Source organism: Aquipuribacter sp. SD81 (assembly GCF_037153975.1).
GTDB lineage: Bacteria > Actinomycetota > Actinomycetes > Actinomycetales > JBBAYJ01 > Aquipuribacter.
The window spans coordinates 1-23,628 of sequence record NZ_JBBAYJ010000004.1; the positions used below are offsets into that span (position 1 = coordinate 1).

The following is a 23,628-nucleotide window of genomic DNA, read 5'->3' on the forward strand; positions in this document are numbered from 1 at the left end:
TTGGCCTCCCACTTGCTGCGCCGACGCCGCCGAGGAGCGGTGCGACCCGCGCACCGGCACCGCGGCCCCGGCGGCGCGGTGGCTGCTCGTGGAGCAGCCGGGCCCGTGGGGCCGCGACGCGCTCACGCAGTCGCGCCTCGACGCACGCGTGGGCGCCGAGCTCGCCCGGCGCGGGGCCGCTGCGGGCCTGCGCGTGCAGGTGGTGCGCCGGCACGGCCGGGTGGGCCACCACCCGCAGGGACGGCGGCACTGGGCGCTCGTCGACTCCCGCCCGGGGCACGAGGCCGCACGCTGGGGCCGCTTCGAGCACGACGTCGAGCTGCTCGACGTCGACCTGACCTCACCCGTCACGCCGGTGCCCGGTGAGGCTGTCCGGCCCGTGTACCTGGTGTGCACGCACGGTCGGCACGACACGTGCTGCGCGGTCCGCGGCCGCGACGTCGCGGCCGCGCTCGAGCCCCTCGCACCCGGTCGGGTGTGGGAGTGCTCGCACGTCGGCGGGTGCCGATTCGCCGCGAACGTCGTCGTGCTGCCGCACGGGCTGTACTACGGCGGGGTGACGCCCGCGCTCGCCACCGAGCTCGTCGACGCGACGGAGGCGAGCAGGCTCGTGCCCGACCTGCTGCGCGGGCGCAGCACCGGCGGCCCCGCCGAGCAGGCCGCCGAGCACCACGCCCGCCTCGGGCTCGACGGCGACGGCCGGACCAGGCTCGGCGCGCTCCGGCCCGTCGCCACGGAGCCGACGGCCGACGGCGCCGTCCGGGTCGTGCTCGCGCGCGACGACGCGCAGGAGGCCCTCGCGGTCACCGTGCGGCGCGTCGCCGCGGGCCCGCCCGCCCTGCTCACGTGCGCCGCGCGGCGCGCGAGCCCGCCCCAGGCCTGGCAGCTGGTCGACGTCCGCCCCGCACGACCCGCCGAGGGGTCGCTCCCGGCGCACGCCGATGGCCCCTGAGGTGCCCCGACCGTCCCCTCGGCGGGGCCCGGCGGCGGCGCGGGGGTCGGCGGGAGCGCGGGCACCGGGTGGGGCAGGCTGGTCCGCATGAGCGACAGGGCTGTCGACACGGCCGTCGTCCCCCGTCCCGCCGGCGTGCACGTCGTCGAGGTGGGTCCGCGCGACGGCCTGCAGAACGAGCGCCGGGTGCTCGACGTCGCCACGCGCGTCGAGCTCGTGCGCCGGCTCGTGGCGGCCGGCGTCCGCCGGTTGGAGACGGTGAGCTTCGTCAACCCCGCCCGCGTGCCGCAGATGGCGGGCGCGGAGGAGGTCATGGCCGCGGTGCCGCGCACCGCGCCCGACGGCTCCCCCGTCGCCCACATCGGGCTCGTGCTCAACGAGCGCGGGCTCGAGCGCGCGCTCGCGGCGGGGGTCGACGAGGTCAACCTCGTCGCGATCACGACCGAGACCTTCTCCCGCCGGAACCAGGGCGCGGGGGTGGACGACGTGCTCGCGGCGACCGTCCGCATGCTCGAGGCGTCGCGGACGGCGGGGGTGCCCGCGTCGGTGACGGTGTCGGCGTCGTTCGGCTGCCCGTTCGAGGGCGAGGTGAGCACCGAGCAGGTGATGCGGGTCGTGCGGGCGGTGCTGCCGGCCCGGCCGGTCGAGGTGGCGCTCGCCGACACCATCGGCGTGGGCGTCCCGGGCGACGTCCGACGGCTCGTGCGGGCCGTGGGTGCGGAGTCCGACGTGCCGCTGCGTGCGCACTTCCACAACACGCGCAACACCGGCTACGCCAACGCCCTCGCTGCTGCGGAGGAGGGCGTGCTCGCCCTCGACGCGAGCATCGGCGGGTACGGCGGCTGCCCGTTCGCCCCGAACGCGACGGGCAACATCGCGACGGAGGACCTCGTGTACGCCCTCGGCCGCTCGGGGCACGACGTCGGCCTGCGGGTCGACGACCTCGCCGACCCCCGCGACTTCGTCACGCAGGCCCTGGGCGCCGGTGAGGCGCCCGGGCTGCTCGGCCGGGCCGGGAACTGGCCCGGCTGAGAGATCCGCCCTCGTCCGGTCACACGTGCCGGAGACGCCGTACCTGTCCGTGGCGATGGACGGGTGCACGGCAGGAACAGGACGGACGGTCGGCGGGGTACGTGCGGCGGTGGGGGTGCTGCTCGTTCTCCTGCTGGCCGGCTGCGGTGGCGAGGCACCCGGCGCCGTCGCGACCTCCGGCGGCACGGGTGCCGGCCGCACGGGCGTCACCGTGTCGGCGGTCGGCCCCTCGGCGGGCGGCACGCCGCCCGCCGAGGGCGCCACCGCCGCGACCGGCGAGGAGGAGCCGGCGACGTCACCGCTCGCGGAGGCGCACCCGGAGGACGAGCCCACCGACGCGACCCGCACCCTGTCGACGAGCACGCCCTACGCCCTCGACCCGTGCGAGCGACCCGTCCGGCTGCAGCGGCGTGAGCACGTGCTCACGTCCACGTGGCGCGCCGACGGCCACACGCACGTGCGGCAGGTCGCCCTGCTCGACACGGTGGGCGGCGGGGCGAGCGAGTACGCATGGCTGCTGTCCGGTCTGCGCAGCTGCGTCGCGGCGCCGCCCGAGGCGCTCTGGGACGAGGACCGGGTCGCCTACATCCGGCAGAAGTCGGAGTGGGACATCAGCCTCGGGTGGGACGACGAGGCGCCGGACGACATCGACGCCTTCGCGGGCATCGTGCCGGGTCCGGGGGCGAGCTCGGACCTCCACTTCGTCATGCGCCGCGGCCGCGTCGTCACCGTCGCCACGGTGCGCACCCTCGAGGAGCGGCCGCACGGCGGCCTCGGCTCCGACGACGGTGACCTGGTGCTGGAGGACACCCTGGGTCCTCGGCTCAAACCCATGATCGAGGCGATGCACCCGCTGCTGTTCGAGCTGGCCGGGGACGAGGTGCCGCAGCTGTGGCCGGACGATCCCGAGGACGCGCCGACGGACCAGGACACCGGCGCAGGCGATCAGGCGGGGCTTGCCTGACCGCCCCCGTGACCGTGCCGGTCCTCGTCGTCGTCCTCGGGCGGGATCATGCACCAGCGCTCGGCGACGAGACCGGCGACGAGCAGCGCGAGCGAGGCGAGCAGCACCGCGGCCGTGGTGGCGACCCGCTCCGGCTGCGTCGGGATGGTGACGAGCGGCACGGCGACGACGGCGAAGCCCGTCCAGGCGCCCGTCATGACGGACCCCGCGAGCGCAGCGGACTTGGCGAGCGCCACGGTCCGCGCCGCCCGCAGCGGGTCCAGCGCGCGGTCCCGCTCGCCGGCGTTCCAGCGGCGCACAGGCCATGCCACGACGAGCACGGCGGCGGCGAGGGCCGCGAGGACGACCGCCGACACCGCGGGCGGCGTCGCCACCGCGCCGCCGCCGGCGCTGCGCACCTGGAGCACGGCGACGGTGAGCGCGAAGGCGACCGCCGCCAGCAGGAACAGCGGCGTCGCGCGCGTGGGAGCGAGCCTCACACCGACCGCCTCACCCGTTCGTCGGCAGCCGGAACGGGAGGGCGAGGTCCTCGCGGACGACGACGGCGTCCTCGTCCCCGTCCTCGGCGAGGTCGTCGAGCAGCTCGCGCACCGCCCGCTCCTCCCCCCACCACCACAGCCGGTCGTCCGGGGCGACCGCGGCCCACGGCGCCAGCACGAAGGCCCGGTCACCCGCCCGCGGGTGCGGCACGTCGAGGTCGGGAGCCGCGACGACGACGGGCGTGCCGTCCGCCTCGCGCAGCGCGACCACGTCGACGTCGAGGGTCCGGGCACCCCACCGGATCCGACGCGTGCGGCCGTGAGCCTTCTCGACGTCCTGGCACGCGTGCAGCAGCGCCCGCGGCGACAGCGTGGTCCGGACCAGCAGCACCGCGTTGAGGTAGCGGCCCTGCTCGGGTCCGCCGACCGGGGCGGTGTCGACGACCGGGGACGCCTCGAGCACCTCAAGGCCGTCGACCGCGGCGAGGTCGAGCACCGCCTGGTGCAGCGTGGCGTACGGGTCGCCGAGGTTCGCCCCGAGCGCGAGCACGCCGAGCAGCGGGGCGTCGGGCACGGCGTCGGCGACCGCGTCGTCCCGGGTACGCACGACGCGGACCGTCACGTCGTCGAAGGGGACGCCGACCGGCGCCTGCGGCTTGTGCACGACGACCGTCACGGCCTCGACCCGCTCGTCGGCGAGCACGGCGGCGGCGATCCGTTCGGCGACGGCCTCCACCAGGTCGAGCGACGGCCCGGCGAGCACGTCGTACGCCTTCCGGGCCACGACGGAGTAGTCGACGGCGTCGGCGAGGTCGTCGCTGCGCCCGGCCCGCGAGCGCGCCAGGTGCAGGTGGACGTCGCACGAGAAGTCCTGGCCGTCCCGCTTCTCCTCCGGCAGCACGCCGTGGAACCCACGGGCCCGGATGCCGGTGACGCTCACGCGGTCCAGCGCGCCGGTCGCGTCGTCGAGGTACTCGCTCACGGCGACCGATCCTGTCCGTCCTGACCTTCCCGCGCACGGCGCCAGGCCGCGCCCACCCTCACCGCGTCGGCCGTGGCCCGGGCGGTGTGCGAGCGGACGCCCCACACCCCGTGCGCGGCGAGCAGCGCCGCGGCGGCGTGCGACGCGTCGTCGCGCTGCTCGACCGGGCGCGGGCTGCCGTCCGGCGCGGCGAGCAGGGCACCGAGGAACCGCTTGCGGCTGACGCCGACGAGCACGGGCAGGCCGAGGCGGTCGAGGTCGTCGAGCGCCCCGAGCAGCGCCCAGTTGTGCCCGGCGTCCTTGGCGAAGCCGATGCCCGGGTCCACGACGAGCCGGTCGTGGCGGACCCCTGCCGCGACGAGGTCCTCGATGCGGGAGCGCAGCTCGGCGACGACCTCGGCGACCGGGTCCGCGTAGCGGGCGTGCTCCGCCATCGCGCGGGAGTGCCCCCGCCAGTGCATGACGACGAACGGGCAGCCGGCCTCGGCGACGACGCGCGCCATGTCGGGGTCGGCGGCGCCGCCGCTCACGTCGTTCACCAGCACCGCGCCGGCGTCCAGCGCCGCCGCGGCCACTCCCGACCGCATGGTGTCGACGCTGACCGGGACCCCTGCCGCCGCCAGCCTCCGCACCACGGGCACGGTCCGCCGGAGCTCCTCGTGCTCGGGCACGCGGTCGGCACCGGGCCTCGTCGACTCCCCGCCCACGTCGACGGCGTCGGCGCCCGCCGCGACCAGAGACAGGCCGTGCGTGACGGCCTCGTCCTCGCCGGCCCACAGGCCGCCGTCGCTGAAGGAGTCGGGGGTGACGTTGAGGACGGCGAGGACCGCCGGGCGCCCGAGGTCCGTGAGGCGCGCCCGGGCCGCGGCGGGAAGCCCCGCCGGACCCGCGTGCACCACGGTCAGGGACGCGGCCCGGGCGCGTCGCCGGGCGACGACCCGGGCGGCGACCACGACGGGGGCTGCGCCCCGGGGGCACCTGCGCCGCCGGCCGGGCTGCCGCCGGGCGTGCCGACGCCCTGGGAGCCGGTACCGGCGCCGTCGGTCGCGCCGCCGGCGGAACCGCCGTCCGCCGGGTGCGGACCGCCGTTGCTGCCGCCGTTCGAGCCGCCGTTCGACGAGCCGTTCGCGCCCGCGTGGGAGCCGTTGAGGCTGCCGTTCACCACCGTGCGCGGGGGCACTGCGACCGGCGGCTGGTCGGACACGGCCCGCCGGTCGCTCGACAGCCAGACCGGGCGCGAGGGTCGCTTGACGACGTCGTGGAAGACGGCCGCGATCTGCTCGGCGTTGAGCGTCTCCTTCTCCAGCAGCTCGGTGACGAGCCGGTCGAGGACCGCACGGTGCTCGACGAGCACCTCCCACGCCTCGTCGTGCGCGGCCTCGATGAGGCGTCGTACCTCGCGGTCGACCGTCGCGGCGACGGACTCGGAGTAGTCGCGCTCGTGGCCCATGTCGCGGCCGAGGAACACCTCGCCCGAGCCGGAGCCCAGCTTGATGGCGCCGATCGCCTCGCTCATGCCGAACTGCGTGACCATCTTGCGCGCGAGGGCGGTCGCCTTCTCGATGTCGTTGGCCGCCCCGGAGGTCGGGTCGTGGAAGACGAGCTCCTCGGCCACGCGACCACCGAGGGCGTACGCGAGCTGGTCGAGCATCTCGTTGCGGGTCGTCGAGTACTTGTCCTCGGTCGGCAGGACCATCGTGTACCCGAGGGCGCGGCCGCGAGGCAGGATCGTGATCTTGGCGACGGGGTCGGTGTTGGGCAGGGACGCCGCCACCAGGGCGTGGCCGCCCTCGTGGTAGGCGGTGATGAGCCGCTCCTTGTCGTTCATCATCCGCGTGCGCTTCTGCGGCCCGGCCATGACGCGGTCGATCGCCTCGTCGAGCGTCGTGTCGTCGATCTGCTGCTTCTCGCTGCGGGCGGTGAGCAGCGCGGCCTCGTTGAGGACGTTGGCGAGGTCGGCGCCGGTGAAGCCGGGCGTGCGGCGGGCGATCGACTCCAGGTCGACGCCCTCGGCGAGCGGCTTCCCCTTGCCGTGCACCTGGAGGATCTTGAGCCGGCCCTGCATGTCGGGGGCCTCGACGGTGATCTGCCGGTCGAAGCGGCCAGGACGCAGCAGTGCCGGGTCGAGGATGTCCGGGCGGTTCGTGGCGGCGATGAGGATGACGTTCGTCTTGACGTCGAAGCCGTCCATCTCGACCAGGAGCTGGTTGAGGGTCTGCTCGCGCTCGTCGTGGCCGCCGCCCATGCCGGCACCGCGGTGGCGACCGACGGCGTCGATCTCGTCGACGAAGATGATCGCAGGAGCGTTCTGCTTGGCCTGCTCGAACAGGTCGCGGACGCGGCTCGCGCCGACGCCGACGAACATCTCGACGAAGTCCGAGCCGGAGATGGAGTAGAACGGCACGCCCGCCTCACCCGCCGTCGCGCGGGCGAGCAGCGTCTTGCCGGTGCCGGGCGGGCCGTACAGCAGCACGCCCTTGGGGATCTTGGCGCCGACGGACAGGAACTTCTGGGAGTCGGAGAGGAACTCCTTGATCTCCGTCAGCTCCTCGACGGCCTCCTGGGCGCCGGCGACGTCGGCGAAGGTGACCTTCGGCATGTCCTTGTTGACGAGCTTCGCCTTGGACTTGCCGAACTGCATGACGCGGTTGCCGCCGCCGCTCATGCGCGTGAGCACGAACCAGAACAGTCCGAGGATGAGCACGAGCGGGAGGATCGTGAACAGCAGCCCCGTGAGGACGGAGCTCTGCGGGTTCTCCTCGTCGACGCCCTCCGGCGGCGGGAACCGGTCGAGAAGGTCGAGGATCTCCTCGCCGCGCGGGGCGATGTAGTTCGCGCGGACCGTGGTCGCGCCGTCCACCTCCTCGCCCTCGACGAGGGTGAGGTCGAGCCGCTGCTCCTGGTCGACGACGAGGGCGGAGGCGACCCGCTCGTCGCGGATCAGCTGCAGCGCCTCGCTCGTGTCGACCTGCGTGACGCGGTCGCTGGTGATGAGCCGCGCGCCGAGGAGCACGATCACGATGGCGAGGACGATCCAGATCGCCCCGCTGCGGAGGAACCCGCGCATCTTCATGTGGTCACCAACGGGGTGCGAGCCCCGTCCTCCCTGCTCTCCGTGTCCGAACGGCCGGCACGTCCTGCCCGCGGCGTCCCTCGTCGAGGGTACAGCGGGCCGTGCGGACGCACCCGGTCGTGACGGCGGGGCCTCGTGCCCGCCACCTGCTCCAACGGGGGGTACGGCGCAGGCGTTCCGGCCGGGTGCGGTGTTCGCCGGGGGCGAAGGGCGGCACCCGGCATCGTCCGGACGGATGAGTCCGGTATCCGCTGCTCGTACCGACCTCGTGGGTCTTCAGGGGAACTTCCACCCGCCTTCAACCGACCTTCAGGCTCGGCTCACAGGGTCGGCGTGACAGGACCCCCATGTGAAGGAGACGCCCGTGCGTCACGCTCTCTCCCGCGGCCGATGGCGACCGCTGGCCGCAGCCCTGAGCCTCGCCGTCGTCGGCTCGGCGCTCACCGTCATGCCGGCCGCGAGCGCGGCCACCATCACCGGCGCGACATTCAGCGGCAGCGCCGGAACCGTCGTGTACGACGGCACCCTCTACGCCCGGACGGGCAGCCCGCTCACGCTCACGGTCGCCACCGGCGACGGTGCGAGGTGCGTCGAGGTGTCGAACCCGCACGCCGGGACGCAGACGACCAACAACGCCCGGACGAGCTGGACCTTCACGATGAGCGCGCTGGCGGGCGAGGGCGCGAAGAACGTGACCGTGGCGGCGCGGGACACCTTCAACAACAACGGGCAGTGCACCTCGCAGCAGGTCTCCACGCAGGCCGCCTACACGGTCGACAACACCGGTCCCGTCGTCACCGGCGTCGTCTCGCCGGCCCCGAACGCCGCGGGCTGGGTCAAGGAGAACGCGACCGTGACCTGGTCGGCAGTCGACCTGGGCTCCGGCGCCCCGTCCGGGCCGACGCCGTCGACGACGACCGTCTCCGAGAACACGGGCACGTCCGGCCGCGTCGTCACCGCCACGGCCACCGACCGCCTCGGCAACGCGGGCAGCGGGTCCGTGACGGTCCGCGTCGACAAGGCCACCCCGACGATCTCCGCGGCTCAGACCGAGAACGCCGACGGGACGACGACAATCACCTTCACGTGCGCGGACGCGCACTCCGGCATCACCTCGTGCCTGGCGTCCGGCTCGACGACGAACGCGCGGACCGTGCCCGGCGGCACGACCGTCACCGGCACCGCGACCGACGCCGCGGGCAACACGACGACGCTCGCCTCGACCGCGCCGGTGCGCGACACCACCGGACCGGTGCTGACCGGCACGCCCCGCGCGGCGCCGAACGAGGCGGGCTGGTACCGCGGCGACGTCGTGGTCGGCTGGACCGCGTCGGACCCGGAGTCGGGCGTCGTCGCCACGCCCGCCGACACCACCATCACCGGTGAGGGCCGCGGCCTCACGAGCTCCGCGACCGCGACCAACGGCGTGGGCCTCCGCACCACCGCAGAGAGCAGCCCCGCCGTCGACATCGACCGCACCGCGCCGACCACCACGGTCACCGGCGCCTCCGACGGCTGGACGAACGGCAGCGTCACCCTCGGGCTGTCTGCGAGCGACGCCCTGTCCGGCGTCGCCACGACCACGTACTCCGTGGACGGCGGCGAGACCCGCACCGGCACGTCGGTCGTCCTCGACACCGAGGGCCAGCACACCGTGCGCTACGCCAGCACCGATAAGGCCGGCAACACCGAGGCCGAGCGCAGCGTCACGGTCCGCATCGACCGGACCGCGCCGAGCATCGCCCGCTCCTTCACCCCCGGCGACTACGCGGACGGGAGCTGGACGAACGGCGACGTCAGCGTCACCTTCACCTGCTCCGACGAGGGCGGCTCCGGCCTCACCTCGTGCAGCGCCCCGGTGACCCTGACCGCCGAGGGCGAGCACCCGGTGACGGGCACCGCCGTCGACGGCGCGGGGAACACCGGGACGGCGACCGCGTCCGTCCGGATCGACCGCACCGCGCCGGTGGTCTCCGCCTCGCTCGACCGCGAGCCGAACGAGGCCGACTGGTTCCGCCAGCCCGTCACCGTCTCCTTCTCCGCCGAGGACGCGCTGTCCGGCGTGGTCCGCAGGGACGAGCCGGTCGAGCTCGGCGAGGGTGAGGGGCAGTCGGCCACCGGGACCGCCACCGACGCCGCCGGGAACACCGGGTCCGCGACGGTCGGCGGCATCGACGTCGACCTCACCGCTCCGACGCTCGTCGGCACCGCGCCGGAGCGCTGGTCGCGCGGCGACGTCACCGTGACGTGGGCCTGCGCCGACGCGCTGTCCGGTCCCACCGGCGACCCGGCCGACACCACCGTCACCGGCGAGGGTGACGACCTCACCGCGACCGCGTCGTGCACCGACGTCGCGGGCAACGGGACCTCTACGACGGTCAGCGGCATCCAGATCGACCGCACCGCGCCCGTCACGACGGCCTCGGCCGCCGGCTCGCCGGTCAACGGCTGGTACGCCGCTCCGGTCGAGGTGACCCTCGCCGCGAGCGACAACCTGTCCGGCGTCGACAAGACGACCTACCGCGTCGACGGCGGTGAGCCGCAGCCCTACGAGGGGTCCTTCACGGTCTCCGGTGACGGCAGCCACCACGTGACGTTCTCCAGCACCGACGTCGCGGGCAACGAGGAGGAGGTCGGCACGCCCCTCGCCTTCCGGATCGACACCACCGACCCCGTCACCACCGTCCTCCAGCCGCAGAGCCCGACGGGCGGCTGGTTCACCACCAGCGGCATCCCCGTCGCCTTCTCGGTCGCTGAGAACGGCTCGGGCGTCGCGGCGACCTACTACCGCATCGACGACGGCGAGGTCCGCACGTACGGGAAGCCCTTCACCGAGTCGCTCGCCGACGGCGTCCACACCATCCAGTACTGGACGGTGGACATCGCGGGCAACGAGGAGGGCCGCAAGAGCGTCAAGGGCACCGTGACGGTGAGCGTCGACACGACCGCGCCGTCCGTCACCCCGGGCGACGTCGAGGACACGACGTGGCGGAACACGCCCCGCAGCGCCTCGTTCTCGGCCTCCGACGCGGGCTCCGGCCTCGCCGACGACGCGGACAGGGCGTTCACGCTGACCGCCTCCTCCGAGTCGACCCGAGACGCTAACGGCACCGTGGTGCCGACCCAGGTCGAGCGCGCCGTGCGCGACGTGGCCGGCAACACCACCACCCGCCGGCTCTCCGCCCTCATCGACACCACCCGTCCCGTGATCAGCGGGACCGACGTCGACGACACCACCTGGCGGAACACCGCCCGCTCGCAGGCCTTCACCGCCGACGACGCCCTGTCCGGGCTCGCCGACCCCGCGGACGCGGCCTTCGAGCTCACCGCCACCGAGGAGTCCACCAAGGACGCGAACGGCAACGTCGTGCCCACCCGGGTCCGGCGCACCGTCACCGACAAGGCCGGCAACTCGAGCACCCGCTCCGTCTCCGTGCTCATCGACACCACCCGTCCCGTGATCAGCGGGACCGACGTCGACGACACCACCTGGCGGAACACCGCCCGCTCGCAGGCCTTCACCGCCGACGACGCCCTGTCCGGGCTCGCCGATGAGCGCGACGCCGCCTTCGAGCTCACCGCGACCGCCGAGTCGACCAAGGACAACAACGGCACGGTCGTGCCCACCCAGGTGCGGCGCACCGTCACCGACAAGGCCGGCAACACCAGCAGCCGCGTCCTGTCCGCCCGCATCGACCGGACGAACCCGGTCATTAGCGGCAGCGACGTCACCATCGCCGCCTGGCAGAACACGCCGCTGACGCGGGCGTTCACGGCCTCCGACGCCCTGTCCGGGCTGAAGGACGACCGCGATGCCGCCTTCGAGCTCACCGCCTCGGCGGAGTCCACGAAGGGCGCGAACGGCACCGTCGTGCCCACCCGGGTCCAGCGCACCGTGGCCGACGAGGCCGGCAACACGAGCACCCGCTCGGTGTCGGCGCTCATCGACCTCACGGGTCCGACCGGGGTCAGCTTCGTCGGCGGTCCCGCGGCGGGCGCCCGGTACCTCACGAGCACCGTCCCGGCGGCACCGACGTGCGAGGCCGTGGACGCGCTGTCCAGCGTGAGCTCGTGCGTCGTCACCGGTTGGTCCACGGTCGCCGGGGAGCACACGCTCACCGCGACGGCCAAGGACGCGGCTGGCAACGTGACGACGGCGACGCGGACCTACACCGTCCGCAACTGGACGACGGCCGGGTTCTTCGCCCCCGTCGACATGGGCAGCGGCGTCTGGAACACCATCAAGGGCGGCAACACCGTCCCGCTGAAGTTCCGGGTCTTCGACGACGGCCAGCAGCTGACGTCGACCTCGGCGGTCAAGGGCTTCTCCGCGCTCAAGGTCAGCTGCACGGGCGGCACCGAGGACGCGATCGAGGTCTTCAGCACGACCGGCGCCACCGAGCTCCGCTACGACACGACGGGCCAGCAGTTCGTCCAGAACTGGAAGACCCCGACCGGCAGCGGCTGCTACAAGGTCACTCTGTCGCTGGCCGACGGGTCAACGACGGTGGTCGCGAGCTTCATGACCAAGAAGTAGTCCGCACCGCCCCCACGAGGCCCCGCCCGGCGAACCGCCGGGCGGGGCCTCCGCCGTCGGCGGTGCCGACGGCCGGCTTCAGCCCGCGTTAAGCCCGGACTGCCACCCTGGGGCGATGGGAACGCTGCGAGGGGTCGTCGCCGACGACCGTGCGGCGACGCGCCGCGTCCTCGCCGCCGTCCTCACCCGTTGTGGCCTCGACAACGCCGGCGAGTCCGCGGACGGGCAGGAGCTGTCCGAGGTCATCGCGCGCTCCGGCGCGGACGTCGCCGTCGTCACCGTGCCCATGGCCGGCCTGCAGGACCTCGCCTCGGTGTCCGCGCTGCACCGGAGGCACCCGCACTGCCGGCTCGTCCTCGTCTCGCCCTTCCGCTCCCTCGCCGCCGCGGCCAGGGCGGCGGGCGCGACCGCCCTCGTCGCCGACGACGACCTGCCGGCTCTCGTCGCTCTCCTCAGCGGGCTGCTGCCCGCTCAGCCGTCGGCCACCGCCGCGGGGTCGCTCGGCACGGTCGAGGACCTGCCTTCGCCTCGGCCGGGCCTCTCGGGCGTGGTGGCCCCCTGAGCCGGCAGGCTCAGCACGAAGCCGCCGTCGCACACGAGGTCGCCGCCCATCGCCCGCGCGAGCCCCCGGGCGATGGGCAGCCCGAGCCCCGACCCGCCGCGCCCGTCGAGGCTCGCGAACCGCTCGAAGACGAGGTCACGGTGCTCGGGCGCCACGCCGGGGCCGTCGTCGCGCACCGCCACCACCACGCACCCGTCACGCGCGGACACCTCGTAGCGGACGGTCGTGCGGGCGTGCCGCCGGGCGTTGTCGCCGAGGTTGGACAGCACCTCCTCGCACGCGGCCCGGTCGGCGAGCGCCCGTACCCCGTCCGCGCCGGCCCCGACGCGGACGTCGAGGTCCGGCGCGAGCAGGCCGAGCCGCTCCGCGTCGGCGCGGCACAGCGCGACGAGGTCGACGTCCTCCGACGCGAGCTCGACCCCCCGGTCCAGGCGGGCGACCCGCAGCAGCGAGGCGATGAGGCGGGCGGCGCGGGACGTCTCGCGCACGAGCGTGACGAGGAGCCGGTCGGCGTCCTCGCCACCGACGCCGCGGAGCAGCGCCTCGGCGCTCGCGCGGATGCCCGCCATGGGGGTGCGGAGCTGGTGGGCGGCGTCGGCGAGGAAGCGCCGCGCGGCCTCCTCCGCCGCCCGGGCCTCGTCGGCGGCGGCCTGCAGCCGGGCGAGGGTCTCGTCGAGCGTGGCGGCGAGCCACCGCTGCTCGGTGACGTCGCGGGCGCCCACGGCGATGGCGGTGATGGTCCCCTCCTCGTCGCTGACCGGGGACAGCCGGACGGACACCGGCAGCAGCTCGCCGCCGCGCGTGGTGTGCCGGGCCTCGTACCCGCGGACCCCGGCTCCCGCCGCCACGAGCTCGGCGACGAGCGAGGAGTGGGTGCCGAGCGCGTCGGCCGGGACGAGCTCCGACACGTGGCGCCCGACCGCCTCCTCCGCCGTCCACCCGTACACGAGCACCGCGGCCGGGTTCCACGTGAGGACCGTGCCGTCGAGGCCCTGCACGAGGATGGCGTCGGTGGAGCCGTCGACCACCGCGGCAACGAGCGAGCGGGCGCGCTGCGCGGCCCGCGCCTCGTCGAGGCTCGCCTCGAGCGCGTCGAGCATGCGGTCGTACGACGTCGCCATGCGCCCGAGCTCGGTGCCGGGCCGGTCCGGGCGCAGCCGCTCCCCCACGCTCCCGGCTGCCGTGCGGGCGGCGGCCGCGGCGACCTCGGACACGGGGCCGAGGGCACGCCGGGCGGCCAGAGCCAGCAGCGCCGCGGCAACCGCGAGCCCGACGAGCGACACGATCACCTGCAGCACGAGCAGCTGGCGCAGCGCGTCGGACACCCCGCCGACCCCGACGAAGACCTCGACCGTCGTCCCGTCGTCGAGCTCGACGACCCGGCTGCGCTGCGCCTGGCCCCCGGTCGAGGGCAGGCCGCCCTGGACCACCGGCGACGCGGGTGCCGCCTCGACGGTCGTGCCGTCCGGGCCGCATACCACGGCGCGCAGCCCACGGCCCTGCAGCCGGGCCGCGAGCTCGGCGGGCCCGCCGCCGGAGGCGGTCACGTCCGCCCCCTCCGCGCGGACCACCTGCTCGCGCTCGAGGAGCAGCTCGGTGACCGTGCCGTCGAGCCGCTCGGCGAGCAGCGTGTGGACCACGACGTTCACCGCGACGAGGACGAGGGCCGTCACGAGCACGCCCCACACGACGACCGTGCGGACGAGCGGTGGGGTGCGGGTCATGCCCGCAGCACGTAGCCGGCGCCCCGCACCGTGTGGACGATCCGCGGCCCCGCCGCCTCGAGCTTGCGCCGCAGGGCGCTCGTGTGGACCTCGACGAGGTTGGTGTCGTACGCGTCGAAGCCCCACACCTGGCTGAGCAGCTGGGTCTTGCTCAGCACCGTCCCCACGTGCCGGACGAGCACGACGAGCAGGTCGTACTCGGTCCGCGTCAGATCCAGGGCCGTCCCGGAGCGCGTGACGGTGCGCGCGCTGTCGTCCACCACGAGGTCACCCACCTGCCACGTGGCCGACACCAGCCGCCCCGACCGGCGCAGCATGGACCGGACCCGCGCGAGCAGCTCCGCGACGGAGAACGGCTTGACGACGTAGTCGTCGGCGCCCGCCTCGAAGCCGGCGAGCCGGTCCTCGACGGCGTCGGCCGCCGTGAGGAAGCAGATCGGCAGGGTGCTGCGCGCCCGCAGCGTCCTCGCGACGGCGTAGCCGTCGGGCCCCGGGCCGAGCCGCACGTCGAGGACGGCGACGTCCGGACGGAAGTCGGCTGCGGCCGAGGCGACCGTCGTGCCGTCGGGGAGGGCGAGCACCTGGTAGCCCTCGGCGCGCAACGCCACCTGGAGCGCGTCGCGGATCGGCCCGTCGTCCTCCACGACGAGGACGCGGGGCTGCTGCGTCACCACGTGCCCGACTCTCGCACGAGGCGGCCCGTCACCTGTCCCGTTCGCAGGACCCGCCCGCGCGCCCCCCGTCAGGAGTAGACGTGCTCCGCGAGGACCCCGATGTCGCGGAGGTTGCGGTAGCGCTCGGCGTAGTCCAGCCCGTAGCCCACGACGAACTCCTCGCCGATGTCGAACCCGACCCACGACACGTCGACGTCGACCTTCGCGGCGGTCGGCTTCCGCAGCAGGGTCGCGATGCGCACCGACGCCGGGCCGCGCGAACCCAGGTTGGCGCTCAGCCACGACAGCGTGAGCCCGGAGTCGATGATGTCCTCGACGATGAGCACGTGCCGGCCGGTGAGGTCGGTGTCGAGGTCCTTGAGGATCCGCACCACCCCGGACGACTTGGTGCCCGAGCCGTAGCTCGACACCGCCATCCAGTCCATGGTCACCGGCACCGTCAGCGCCCGGGCGAGGTCGGCCATCACCATGACGGCGCCCTTGAGGACACCGACGAGCAGCACCTCCTGGCCCGCGTAGTGGGCGTCGATCTCCGCCGCCATCTCGGTGAGCCTCGTCTGCACCTGCTCCTCGGTGAGGAGCACGCGGTCGAGGTCGTGACCGGCGTCACGCGCGTCCATGGGGGTCCTCTCCGGGACTCGGGGTGGGCGTCGCCCGAAGCCTGCCACAGCCGTCGTGACCGCTCACCCGGCGGACCCCGACGCCGCCCGGCAGCGCGACCTGCCCCTGCCCGCGCCACGCCGCGACGAGCGCGTCGAGCGCCGCGGTGTGCGCGGCGGTGAGCCCGCCGGCGCCCGCCGCGGCCGCCAGCAGGCGCAGCACCCGGCGCCGGACGGCCGGCGGCAGGTCGGTCAGGCCGTCGACCGGCGTGCCCTCGAGGAGCGGGGGCAGCCCGGCGGCCACCTCCCCCGCCCACGCGTCGAGGGCGTCCGCGTCGGCGCGGGCGAGGTCGGCGCTGCGTGCGAGCCCCGTCACCGCACCGGCCCCGAGCACGTCCTCGAGCACGGGCAGCGCCCGCGCACGGACGTCGGCCCGCAGGTGGGCGGGGTCGGTGTTCGCCGGGTCGGTCCACGGCAGCCCGAGCGGCGCGAGGACGTGCCGCAGCGCCTCGCACGCGGCCGCGGTGGTGGCGCGCCGCACGCCCAGCAGCGGGCGGACGACCCGGCCGCGCACCGCGGGCATGCCCGCGAGGCTGCGGGTGCCGGAGCCCCGGGCGAGGCCGAGCAGCACCTGCTCGGCCTGGTCGTCGAGGGTGTGGCCGAGCAGGACGGCCGCCGCCTCGTCGCGGGCCGCAGCGCCCAGCAGCGCCGCATACCGCGCCGTGCGTGCCGCCTCCTCCGGCCCGCCTGCACCGGCACCGCCGCCGGGCCGGGACGGCACGACCCGCACGACGCGCACGGGACCGGCCCCCAGCGACAGGGCGGCGCGGGCCGCGCGTGCGGCGACGTCAGCGGTACGTGGGTGCCAGCCGTGGTCCACGACGACCGCACCGACGCGGCGCGAGAGCCCGTTGGCCACGTCGAGCGCCCCGGCGAGCAGCGCGCACGAGTCGGGCCCGCCGGACAGCCCGACGAGCACCGGCCCGGCGGGCAGGTCCCGCAGCGCCGACCGGACCGCGAGCGCCACCTCGCGTCCGGCGCCGGCGCTCAGCCGTGGACCCGGGCCACCCACGCCGACGGCTCGCGGAGCTCCGCGGCGCTCGGCAGCGCCTCCGGACCGCCCCACACCGCGTTGAAGCCGCCGGTGCCGACCCGGTCGGTGACGGCGCGGACGAAGCGGGCCCCGTCGCGGTACTGCGCGGCCTTGGCCTCCAGCCCCAGCAGGCGCCGCACCACCCGGTCCACCGGGCCGGTCCCGCGGCGGCGGGCGTCGAAGCGCGAGCGGATCTGCGCGACGGTGGGGACGACGGCGGGGCCGACCTCGTCCATGACGACGTCCGCGTGGCCCTCGAGGAGGCTCATGACGGCCGTGAGCGCGTCGAGCCGCTCCTTCTGCTCCGGCGTCTGCACGAGGTCGAGGAGGCCGCTGGAGGCGGAGCCCGCCGGGGCTCCGGGGCCGGGGGCCGGGGCCCGCAGCAGGTCGGGCAGGCGCCCGAGACCCTCGAGCAGCCGCTCGACGCTGGACGTGGGGTCGGCGAGCAGGTCGTCGAGCAGCGCGACGACCTGCTCCCGGAACCACGACGCGAGCCACGGGTTGGCGCCGAACTGCACGCGGTGGGTCTCCTCGTGCAGGCACACCCACAGCCGGAAGTCCGAGGGGACCGCGCCGATCTCCTGCTCGACGTGCGCGACGTTCGGCGCGACGAGGAGCAGCCGGCCGCCGTCCGGGGCGAGGACGTCGTACTGGCCGAGCACCTTCGTGGCCATGAAGGCGAGCAGGCCGCCGGTCTCCGCCGCGTTGAGCACCCGGCTCACGCGCAGCACCGGGTCCGGCACGCCCCGGCCCTTCTTCCTCTCCTGCTCCTGGACCGCTCGGCGGAGCACCGGGTCCATGAGGTGGCCGAAGGAGCGGGCGTTCGCGCGCGCCCAGCCGGCCCGGTCCACGACGAGGACCTCGCCCGCGTCGGCGCCGGCCTCGAGCTCCGCGGTCTCCGCGACCGGGTCGACGGCGAGACCCGCGCACTCGCGCAGCTCGGCGACGAGGTCGGCGATCTCCTCCCGCGTCAGCGGCGGTCCGGGCGGGGCGAGGGCGGCCGCCGCGTCACCCGCCGCGGCCCAGTCGACCAGCGACCGGCTGCCCGGCGGGCTCGTGGTGGCCGTCATGCACCGAGGGTAGGCGCTGCCCCCGTCGGCCTCACGACCGCTCCGGGGAGCGCCCGTCCGCCGGGCCGCTCAGCAGCACGCGGCGACGGCGGCGGCGATGCGGTCGGCGGCCACCCGCGCCGCGACCGTGTCCGTGGCGGGCACCTCGTCGGTGAGGACCGCGAAGGCGAGCCCGCGCCCGTCGGCGCTCGTCACGACCCCGCTGAGGGAGGTGGTGCCGGTCAGCGTGCCGGTCTTCGCGCGCACGACCCCGCGTCCGGGCGCCTGCAGCGTGCCCCGCTCGAAGCGCCCGGCGAGCGTGCCCTCGAGCCCGGCGACCGGCAGCAGCTGCGGCAGCAGCACGAGGTCGCTGTCGTCGGGGGCGGCGGCGGCCACCGCGAGCAGGCCGCTGAGCGCGGCGGCGGTCGTCACGCTGCCGTCGGACAGCCCGCTGCCGTCGACGAGGCGGGTGGGACCGAGCGCGACGCCGAGCCCGGCGACCACGGCGGCGACCTCGGCCCCGGCCGTCGCGAGGCCCGGCCCCGCCCCCCGCTCGGCGGCCACGAGCCCGGCGACGCCGTCGGCGAGGGTGTTGTCGCTGGTCACGAGGAGCAGGGCGAGCACGTCGACGAGGTCGGCCGAGCGTCCCTCGGCGAGCGCCACGGGCGTCGCGACGGGCTCCGTGACGACGTCGACCGTCCCCACCTGCGGTGCGCCCGCTCCGAGGACGTCGGTGAGCGCGGCGCCCAGCGCCGACGCGAAGGCGTCACCGGCGGTGCCGGCCGGGTCGCCGTCGCGGCCCTCGCCCGCGCCGCGCCGTCCCGCCGCGACGGCGAGCGAGGCGGGCGGCGAGGCGAAGAAGGCGTCCCCGGCGGAGCGGCCCGGCAGCGCCTGCGGCGCCCCGAGCAGGGAGTCGTCCACGACGACGTCGACCTCGGTCGTGCCGGGGGCGAGCAGCCTGGCAGCCTCGCCACCCTCGGCCAGGGCGAGCACCGCGGAGCGTGCGAGGTCGGCGAGCCCCACGCGCCCGTCGACCGCCGTGGGGTCGCCCTCACCCGCCGCGAGCAGCAGGTCGCCCCCGCCCACGAGCACGACGGCGGGGCGTCCGCCCGGGCGCTGCCCGGCCGGCACCCAGCCGACGCGCGTCACGCTCCGGTGCTCCGCGCCCAGCACCTCCAGCGCCGCGGCGGCCGTCAGGAGCTTGAGCGACGACGCCGGCTCGACGGGCTCGGCCGAGCCGCGCTGCACGACCTCGGCCCCCGTGGCGAGGTCGCGGACGCTGACGCCGGGCGAGGGACCGAGGGCGGGGTCGCCGACCAGCGGCCCGAGGGCGGCGGCGAGCACCGCGGCGTCGACGGGCTCGGGCGCCGCGGGGTCCAGCGCGGCGTCCGCGGGCGGGTCGAGGGTCACCTCCGGCGCGTCGAGGACCGGCTCGCCGTCGGCTCCGCCGGCCCACAGCACGACCGCCAGCAGGGGCGCGAGCGTGAGTCCCGCCACTGTGCGACGTGCGGCCATGCGCTCCCCTCCGCGGCTGCGCCACAATGGGCCGCCCGGTCACGGTGAGCCCCGTGCCCGCCCACGGCCGGGCGACGGTCCGACCGCACCGTACCGGCGTGCGGGTGCCGCCGTGGCCGCGCAGCAGCGACCGACGGGTACGACGAGGAGAGGGTCCGCACGGACATGGAGTTCGACGTCACCGTCGAGGTGCCCAAGGGGCAGCGCAACAAGTACGAGGTGGACCACGCCTCCGGCCGGATCCGGCTGGACCGCATGCTGTTCACCGCCACCCGCTACCCCGCCGACTACGGCTTCATCGAGGGGACGCTCGGTGAGGACGGCGACCCGCTGGACGCGCTGGTGCTGCTCGACGAGCCCACGTTCCCCGGGTGCCTCATCGCGTGCCGGGCGATCGGCATGTTCCGCATGCGCGACGAGGCCGGCGGCGACGACAAGGTGCTGTGCGTGCCCTACAACGACGTGCGCATGGCCCACATCCGCGAGCTGAGCGACGTCGCGGACTTCCACCGCCTCGAGATCCAGCACTTCTTCGAGACCTACAAGGACCTCGAGCCGGGCAAGAGCGTCGAGGGCGCGCACTGGACGGGCCGCGAGCAGGCCGAGCGCGAGGTGCAGCGCTCGGTGGTCCGGGCGCGCGAGGCGGGGTACTCCACCTCGCACTGACCCACCCGGACGGGCGGGCGACCCTCAGGCGAGGCTCGTCCGCACCGTCACGCCCTGCTCGAGGGTGCGGTGCACCGGGCACTTGTCGGCGATCTCCAGCAGGCGCCCGCGCTGCTCCTCGTCGAGGTCGCCCTCGACATCGACGACGCGGTCGAACTCGCGCGCGCAGCCGTCCTGCCCCGCGACGCACGCCGTGGCGTCGTCACCGTGCCGGTGCTCCTGGGTGAGGCGGACCGTCACCTTGCGCAGCGGCCACTTCTTGCGGTCGGCGTACATGCGCAGCGTCATCGCGGTGCAGGCGCCGAGGCCCGCGAGCAGCTGGTCGTAGGGGGTCGGCCCGGTGTCGGTGCCGCCCGGCACGTCCGGCGGCTCGTCGAGGGTCCACACGTGCCGGCCGGCGCGGACCTCCTGCGCGAAGGGGCCCTCTCCCGTCTCGGTGACGACGACCTCGCCGGCCGAAGTCGCCTTCGCGGGGTCAGCCGGCGCCGCCCCGGGCCTGCCCGTCGTACCCTCCGACGGCGCGCTCGCGGTCGAGGTGCCCGACACGGTCCGCTGCGGCGGGGTCACCGGGACGTAGCGCGAGGCCCACGCGCTGATGACGTCGGCGGCGTACAGCGAGTCCTCGCGGCGCGACAGCAGGTGGTCGGCGTCGTCGAGGGAGACGTAGGAGCGCGGGTGGCGCGCGGCGGCGAAGATCCGCGCGGCGTTGTCGACGCCCACCTCCTCGTCGAGCGGGGAGTGCAGGACGAGCAGGGCCGCGTCGAGGTCGCCGACGCCCTCGAGCAGCCGCTGGTCGCGCAGGTCGTCGACGAGGCCCTGCCGCACGCGGAACTCGCGGCCGGCAATCCGGACGCACGCGCTTCCCTCGGCCCGCAGCTCCTCGCTGTCCGCCGCGAGCAGGCGCGTCACGTGCTCGGGGTCCGCGGGGGCCGCGATCGTGGCGACCGCGCGGACGGAGGCCAGGCGCGGGGCGGCCGCGAGGACCGCGGCCCCGCCCAGGGAGTGCCCGACGAGCAGCGACACCTCGCCGCGCCGCTCGCCGAGCCACGTCGCGGCGGCGACGAGGTCGGCGACGTCGCCGCTGAACGTCGCGTCGGCGAACTCGCCGTCTGACTCCCCGAGGCCGGTGAAGTCGTAGCGCAGCACGCCCGTACCGCGCTCGGCGAGGCCGCGGGAGATGCGCGTCGCGGCGTGGCTGTCCTTGCTGCACGTGAAGCAGTGGGCGAACACCGCCCACGAGCGCACGGGCCCGTCCGGCAGCTCCAGCACCCCGCTCAGGGTCTGCCCGTGGGCCCCCTGGACGTCGACCTGCTCGCGCGCCACGACGGTCAGTCCTTCCGCTCGGTCGGGACCTCGTTCCGCTGCTCGTCGCCGGTCGCGACCTCGTCCGACGACGACTCGCGCGCGTCGGTCACGGCGACCCGCTCGGCCTCCTCGGTGGCTGCCTCCGCCCGCAGCCGCGCCTGGTACAGCGCGGGGCTCTCCCGGTGGCGCGCGGCCCGGAGGAACCACATGCCGACCGGGAACAGCAGCAGGCACATGTACTGCGCGCCCGTCAGCCCGTAGAACGTGTCGTCGTAGGTGCGCAGGAAGTCCGACGCGAAGCGCGTCACCGCGTAGCCGACGCTGAAGACGCCCGCGAGCGTGCCCGCCCCGGCCTCGCCGGTGCGGTCGACGAGCAGCATGACGAGCAGCACGACGCCCACGTAGAGCATCTCGATGATGGGCAGCGCCCAGTACGTCTCGCCGGGCACGAGCGGGCCCTCGACGGTGTCGCCGGGGGTCCCGCGGTAGGTGATGCCGAGCGGGAACGACGTCGTGCCGCCGAGGTGCTCCCCCACCGCCAGGCAGCCGACCCGACCGACGATCATCCCGATGGCCAGGCCGATGGCGGCGCCGTCGAGCAGGTGCCAGCGCTGCTCCTTCGACATGTTGCGCACGAGGAAAGGCGACAGCAGCAGGGCGGCGATGAACCCGCCGGAGAACTGCAGCCCGCCGTCCCACACCGCGACGACGTCGATCGGGGACCGGATCTGGTCGAGGTTCGTCAGCACCCACAGCAGCCGTGCCCCGACCACGCCGACGAGCACGAGGGCGATGACGATCTTCTCGGTCTGCTCGGTGGGGATGCCGAGGCGGGCGTTGCGCCGGGCCGTCACCCAGCCGCCCAGCAGCACCCCGACCGCCACGCACAGGCCGAACACCTGGATGGTGACCGGACCGAGCTCGATCGTCGGGAACGGCTCGTAGGGGATGCCCGCGGGCACGGCGGACACGACCGGCAGGACGGCCGGGAGGGCAGGGCTCACGCGGCAACGGTAACCGCGCCGCCTGGGAGCCCGGTGGCAGCGGCCTCGGCGTCAGCCGGTGCCCGGGCGCCGGGACCGGCGCCCGGTGCGGGCCAGGACGAGCTGGTGGACGGCGACCACGAGCGCGAGCCAGCCGATGCCGAGCACCCACGCGACGACGACGTCGGTGAACCAGTGGTGGGCGAGGTACACGCGTGACATGCCCATGAGCACCGCGTGGACGACGGCGCCGACAAGGACCAGGACGCGCACGAGCCGCGAGCGGACGTGCATCCACACGAGGTAGGCGATCGTGAAGGCGATGACCGTGGCGTTGAGGGTGTGCCCGCTGGGGAACGCGGCCGAGGTCTCGAAGGGCGGCACGGCGAGGGAGGTGTCGGGCCGCGCGCGGGCGACGACGACCTTGCCGACCGACGTCATCGTGAGCGAGCCCGCGGTGGCGACCACCATGAGCACGACCGGGGTCCACGACCGCCAGAGGACACCCAGGCCCACGACGAGCAGGAGCGTGAACACCGGCGCCCACACCGTCCCCCCGAGGTCGGTGTAGAGCGTGACGGCGCGGTCGAGCTCCGGGGTCCGCCACGCGAGGAACGTGTCGAGCAGCGGCTGGTCCACCGCGGCCAGGTCGTCACCGTCCTGGACGGCCTCGTAGATCTCCTCGGCCGCCGCCACCATGGCCCCGAAGACGCCCAGCGCCACGACCAGCAGCAGCACGAGGTGCCACTGCGAGCGCAGCACCTCCACGACGCGTTCCCACCCGGTCGCCACCTCCTGCGGGGTCGGCGGCTGCTGCAGGCCCGGGGCGTCCGGGCCCGCTCCCTCCCTGGTGCGCTGGGTCATGAGGTCTGGGGTACCCCGTGAGCGGCCGGGCGCAACGTCCCGGCCGACGCCAGGATGGACAGGTGCCCACGCCCTCGACCGCGATACGCCACGTCGGCGACCCGGTGCTGCGGACGCGGGCGACGCCCGTCACGGCGTTCGACGACCGGTTCCGCGCCCTCGTCGCGCGCATGTTCGAGGCGATGGCCGCCGCCGACGGCGTCGGGCTGGCCGCCAACCAGGTCGGCAACGACCTCGCCGTCTTCGTGCTCGACTGCGACGGCGTGCGCGCGGTCGTCGCGAACCCCGAGCTCGAGCTCGTCGGGGACCTCGTCGAGACCGAGCCGGAGGGCTGCCTGTCGGTTCCGGGGCACTCGTGGCCGACCCCGCGTCGTGCCCGGGCGACGGTGAGGGGCCAGGACGAGCACGGCCGTCCGGTCGTCCTGGCGGGCGAGGGGCTGCTCGCGCGCTGCCTGCAGCACGAGGTCGACCACCTGGCCGGGCGCGTCTACCTCGACCGGCTGCCCGGCCCGCTGCGCCGACGGGCGTGGGCCGCCGTCACGGGCTGAGCCGGCCGCAGGCGCGGCGCCCGCACG

At 75.5% G+C, this 23,628-nt stretch carries 20 protein-coding genes; 7 read left to right on the forward strand and 13 right to left on the reverse strand.

Annotated elements, in window-relative coordinates:
• The 3 genes from WAA21_RS03075 to WAA21_RS03085 all read left to right on the forward strand — a co-directional run.
• The coding region (locus WAA21_RS03075; RefSeq protein ID WP_336921283.1) for a sucrase ferredoxin at positions 1–952 on the forward strand (952 nt) is incomplete at its 5' end.
• Between the two features lie 87 nt (positions 953–1,039).
• Positions 1,040–1,984: a hydroxymethylglutaryl-CoA lyase gene (locus WAA21_RS03080; RefSeq protein ID WP_336921284.1), complete on the forward strand. Its 945-nt coding sequence runs from the start codon at positions 1,040–1,042 to the stop codon at positions 1,982–1,984.
• A 25-nt stretch (positions 1,985–2,009) separates the two neighbouring features.
• Positions 2,010–2,948, forward strand: coding sequence for a hypothetical protein (locus tag WAA21_RS03085; protein ID WP_336921285.1), 939 nt, complete (start codon positions 2,010–2,012; stop codon positions 2,946–2,948).
• On the opposite strand, the gene WAA21_RS03090 is transcribed toward WAA21_RS03085, so the two are convergent.
• Genes WAA21_RS03090 through ftsH form a run of 4 tightly spaced genes read right to left on the reverse strand, consistent with a single transcriptional unit; the run spans position 2,930 to position 7,482 of the window.
• Positions 2,930–3,427, reverse strand: a complete 498-nt coding sequence (locus tag WAA21_RS03090) for a DUF3180 domain-containing protein (protein WP_336921286.1) — start codon at positions 3,425–3,427, stop codon at positions 2,930–2,932. The genes WAA21_RS03085 and WAA21_RS03090 overlap by 19 nt on opposite strands.
• A 10-nt stretch (positions 3,428–3,437) precedes the next feature.
• On the reverse strand, positions 3,438–4,409 hold the full coding sequence (gene folK / locus WAA21_RS03095; protein WP_336921287.1) for a 2-amino-4-hydroxy-6-hydroxymethyldihydropteridine diphosphokinase: 972 nt from the start codon (positions 4,407–4,409) through the stop codon (positions 3,438–3,440).
• A complete protein-coding gene (gene folP, locus WAA21_RS03100) occupies positions 4,406–5,305 on the reverse strand; it encodes a dihydropteroate synthase (RefSeq protein WP_336921288.1) in 900 nt (299 codons plus the stop codon). The genes folK and folP overlap by 4 nt, the downstream gene beginning before the upstream one ends.
• A gap of 5 nt (positions 5,306–5,310) precedes the next feature.
• Entirely contained in the window at positions 5,311–7,482 is a 2,172-nt protein-coding gene (gene ftsH, locus WAA21_RS03105) for an ATP-dependent zinc metalloprotease FtsH (protein ID WP_336921289.1), read from the reverse strand.
• Positions 7,483–7,846: 364 nt separating this feature from the next.
• On the opposite strand from ftsH, the gene WAA21_RS03110 reads away from it, so the two are divergent.
• Both WAA21_RS03110 and WAA21_RS03115 read left to right on the forward strand, forming a co-directional pair.
• The gene (locus tag WAA21_RS03110; protein WP_336921290.1) at positions 7,847–12,019 is read left to right on the forward strand and encodes an OmpL47-type beta-barrel domain-containing protein; all 4,173 of its coding nucleotides are present in this window, start codon (positions 7,847–7,849) and stop codon (positions 12,017–12,019) included.
• 115 nt (positions 12,020–12,134) lie between these two features.
• On the forward strand, positions 12,135–12,581 hold the full coding sequence (locus WAA21_RS03115; protein ID WP_336921291.1) for a response regulator: 447 nt from the start codon (positions 12,135–12,137) through the stop codon (positions 12,579–12,581).
• On the opposite strand, the gene WAA21_RS03120 is transcribed toward WAA21_RS03115, so the two are convergent.
• From WAA21_RS03120 to WAA21_RS03145, 6 genes are all read right to left on the reverse strand, one after another.
• Positions 12,491–14,305 carry a PAS domain-containing sensor histidine kinase gene (locus WAA21_RS03120; RefSeq protein ID WP_336921292.1) on the reverse strand — a complete coding sequence of 605 codons (1,815 nt, stop codon included), beginning with the start codon at positions 14,303–14,305 and terminating at the stop codon, positions 12,491–12,493. The two genes, WAA21_RS03115 and WAA21_RS03120, sit on opposite strands and share 91 nt — an antisense overlap.
• A complete protein-coding gene (locus WAA21_RS03125; RefSeq protein ID WP_336921293.1) occupies positions 14,302–14,979 on the reverse strand; it encodes a response regulator transcription factor in 678 nt (225 codons plus the stop codon). The genes WAA21_RS03120 and WAA21_RS03125 overlap by 4 nt, the downstream gene beginning before the upstream one ends.
• A gap of 68 nt (positions 14,980–15,047) precedes the next feature.
• A complete protein-coding gene (gene hpt / locus WAA21_RS03130) occupies positions 15,048–15,599 on the reverse strand; it encodes a hypoxanthine phosphoribosyltransferase (RefSeq protein ID WP_336921294.1) in 552 nt (183 codons plus the stop codon).
• The gene (tilS, locus tag WAA21_RS03135; protein ID WP_336921295.1) at positions 15,586–16,650 is read right to left on the reverse strand and encodes a tRNA lysidine(34) synthetase TilS; all 1,065 of its coding nucleotides are present in this window, start codon (positions 16,648–16,650) and stop codon (positions 15,586–15,588) included. Before tilS ends, hpt begins: the two co-directional genes overlap by 14 nt.
• Positions 16,626–17,741, reverse strand: a complete 1,116-nt coding sequence (locus WAA21_RS03140) for a zinc-dependent metalloprotease (protein ID WP_336921296.1) — start codon at positions 17,739–17,741, stop codon at positions 16,626–16,628. Before WAA21_RS03140 ends, tilS begins: the two co-directional genes overlap by 25 nt.
• A 69-nt stretch (positions 17,742–17,810) precedes the next feature.
• Positions 17,811–19,235 (reverse strand): D-alanyl-D-alanine carboxypeptidase, encoded by a 1,425-nt coding sequence (locus WAA21_RS03145; RefSeq protein ID WP_336921297.1) that lies wholly within the window; start codon positions 19,233–19,235, stop codon positions 17,811–17,813.
• Between the two features lie 165 nt (positions 19,236–19,400).
• Between WAA21_RS03145 and WAA21_RS03150 the strand changes: the two genes are divergently transcribed.
• Entirely contained in the window at positions 19,401–19,901 is a 501-nt protein-coding gene (locus WAA21_RS03150) for an inorganic diphosphatase (protein WP_336921298.1), read from the forward strand.
• Between the two features lie 24 nt (positions 19,902–19,925).
• Here WAA21_RS03150 and WAA21_RS03155 read toward each other — a convergent pair whose 3' ends face one another.
• The 3 genes from WAA21_RS03155 to WAA21_RS03165 are packed head-to-tail and all read right to left on the reverse strand — an operon-like array spanning position 19,926 to position 23,053.
• On the reverse strand, positions 19,926–21,224 hold the full coding sequence (locus WAA21_RS03155; RefSeq protein WP_336921299.1) for a bifunctional alpha/beta hydrolase/OsmC family protein: 1,299 nt from the start codon (positions 21,222–21,224) through the stop codon (positions 19,926–19,928).
• A gap of 5 nt (positions 21,225–21,229) precedes the next feature.
• Positions 21,230–22,210 (reverse strand): prolipoprotein diacylglyceryl transferase, encoded by a 981-nt coding sequence (locus WAA21_RS03160; RefSeq protein ID WP_336921300.1) that lies wholly within the window; start codon positions 22,208–22,210, stop codon positions 21,230–21,232.
• Between the two features lie 51 nt (positions 22,211–22,261).
• Positions 22,262–23,053: a phosphatase PAP2 family protein gene (locus tag WAA21_RS03165; protein ID WP_336921301.1), complete on the reverse strand. Its 792-nt coding sequence runs from the start codon at positions 23,051–23,053 to the stop codon at positions 22,262–22,264.
• A 62-nt stretch (positions 23,054–23,115) separates the two neighbouring features.
• Between WAA21_RS03165 and def the strand changes: the two genes are divergently transcribed.
• Positions 23,116–23,601 (forward strand): peptide deformylase, encoded by a 486-nt coding sequence (gene def / locus WAA21_RS03170; protein ID WP_336921302.1) that lies wholly within the window; start codon positions 23,116–23,118, stop codon positions 23,599–23,601.
• Positions 23,602–23,628: the final 27 nt, after the last annotated feature.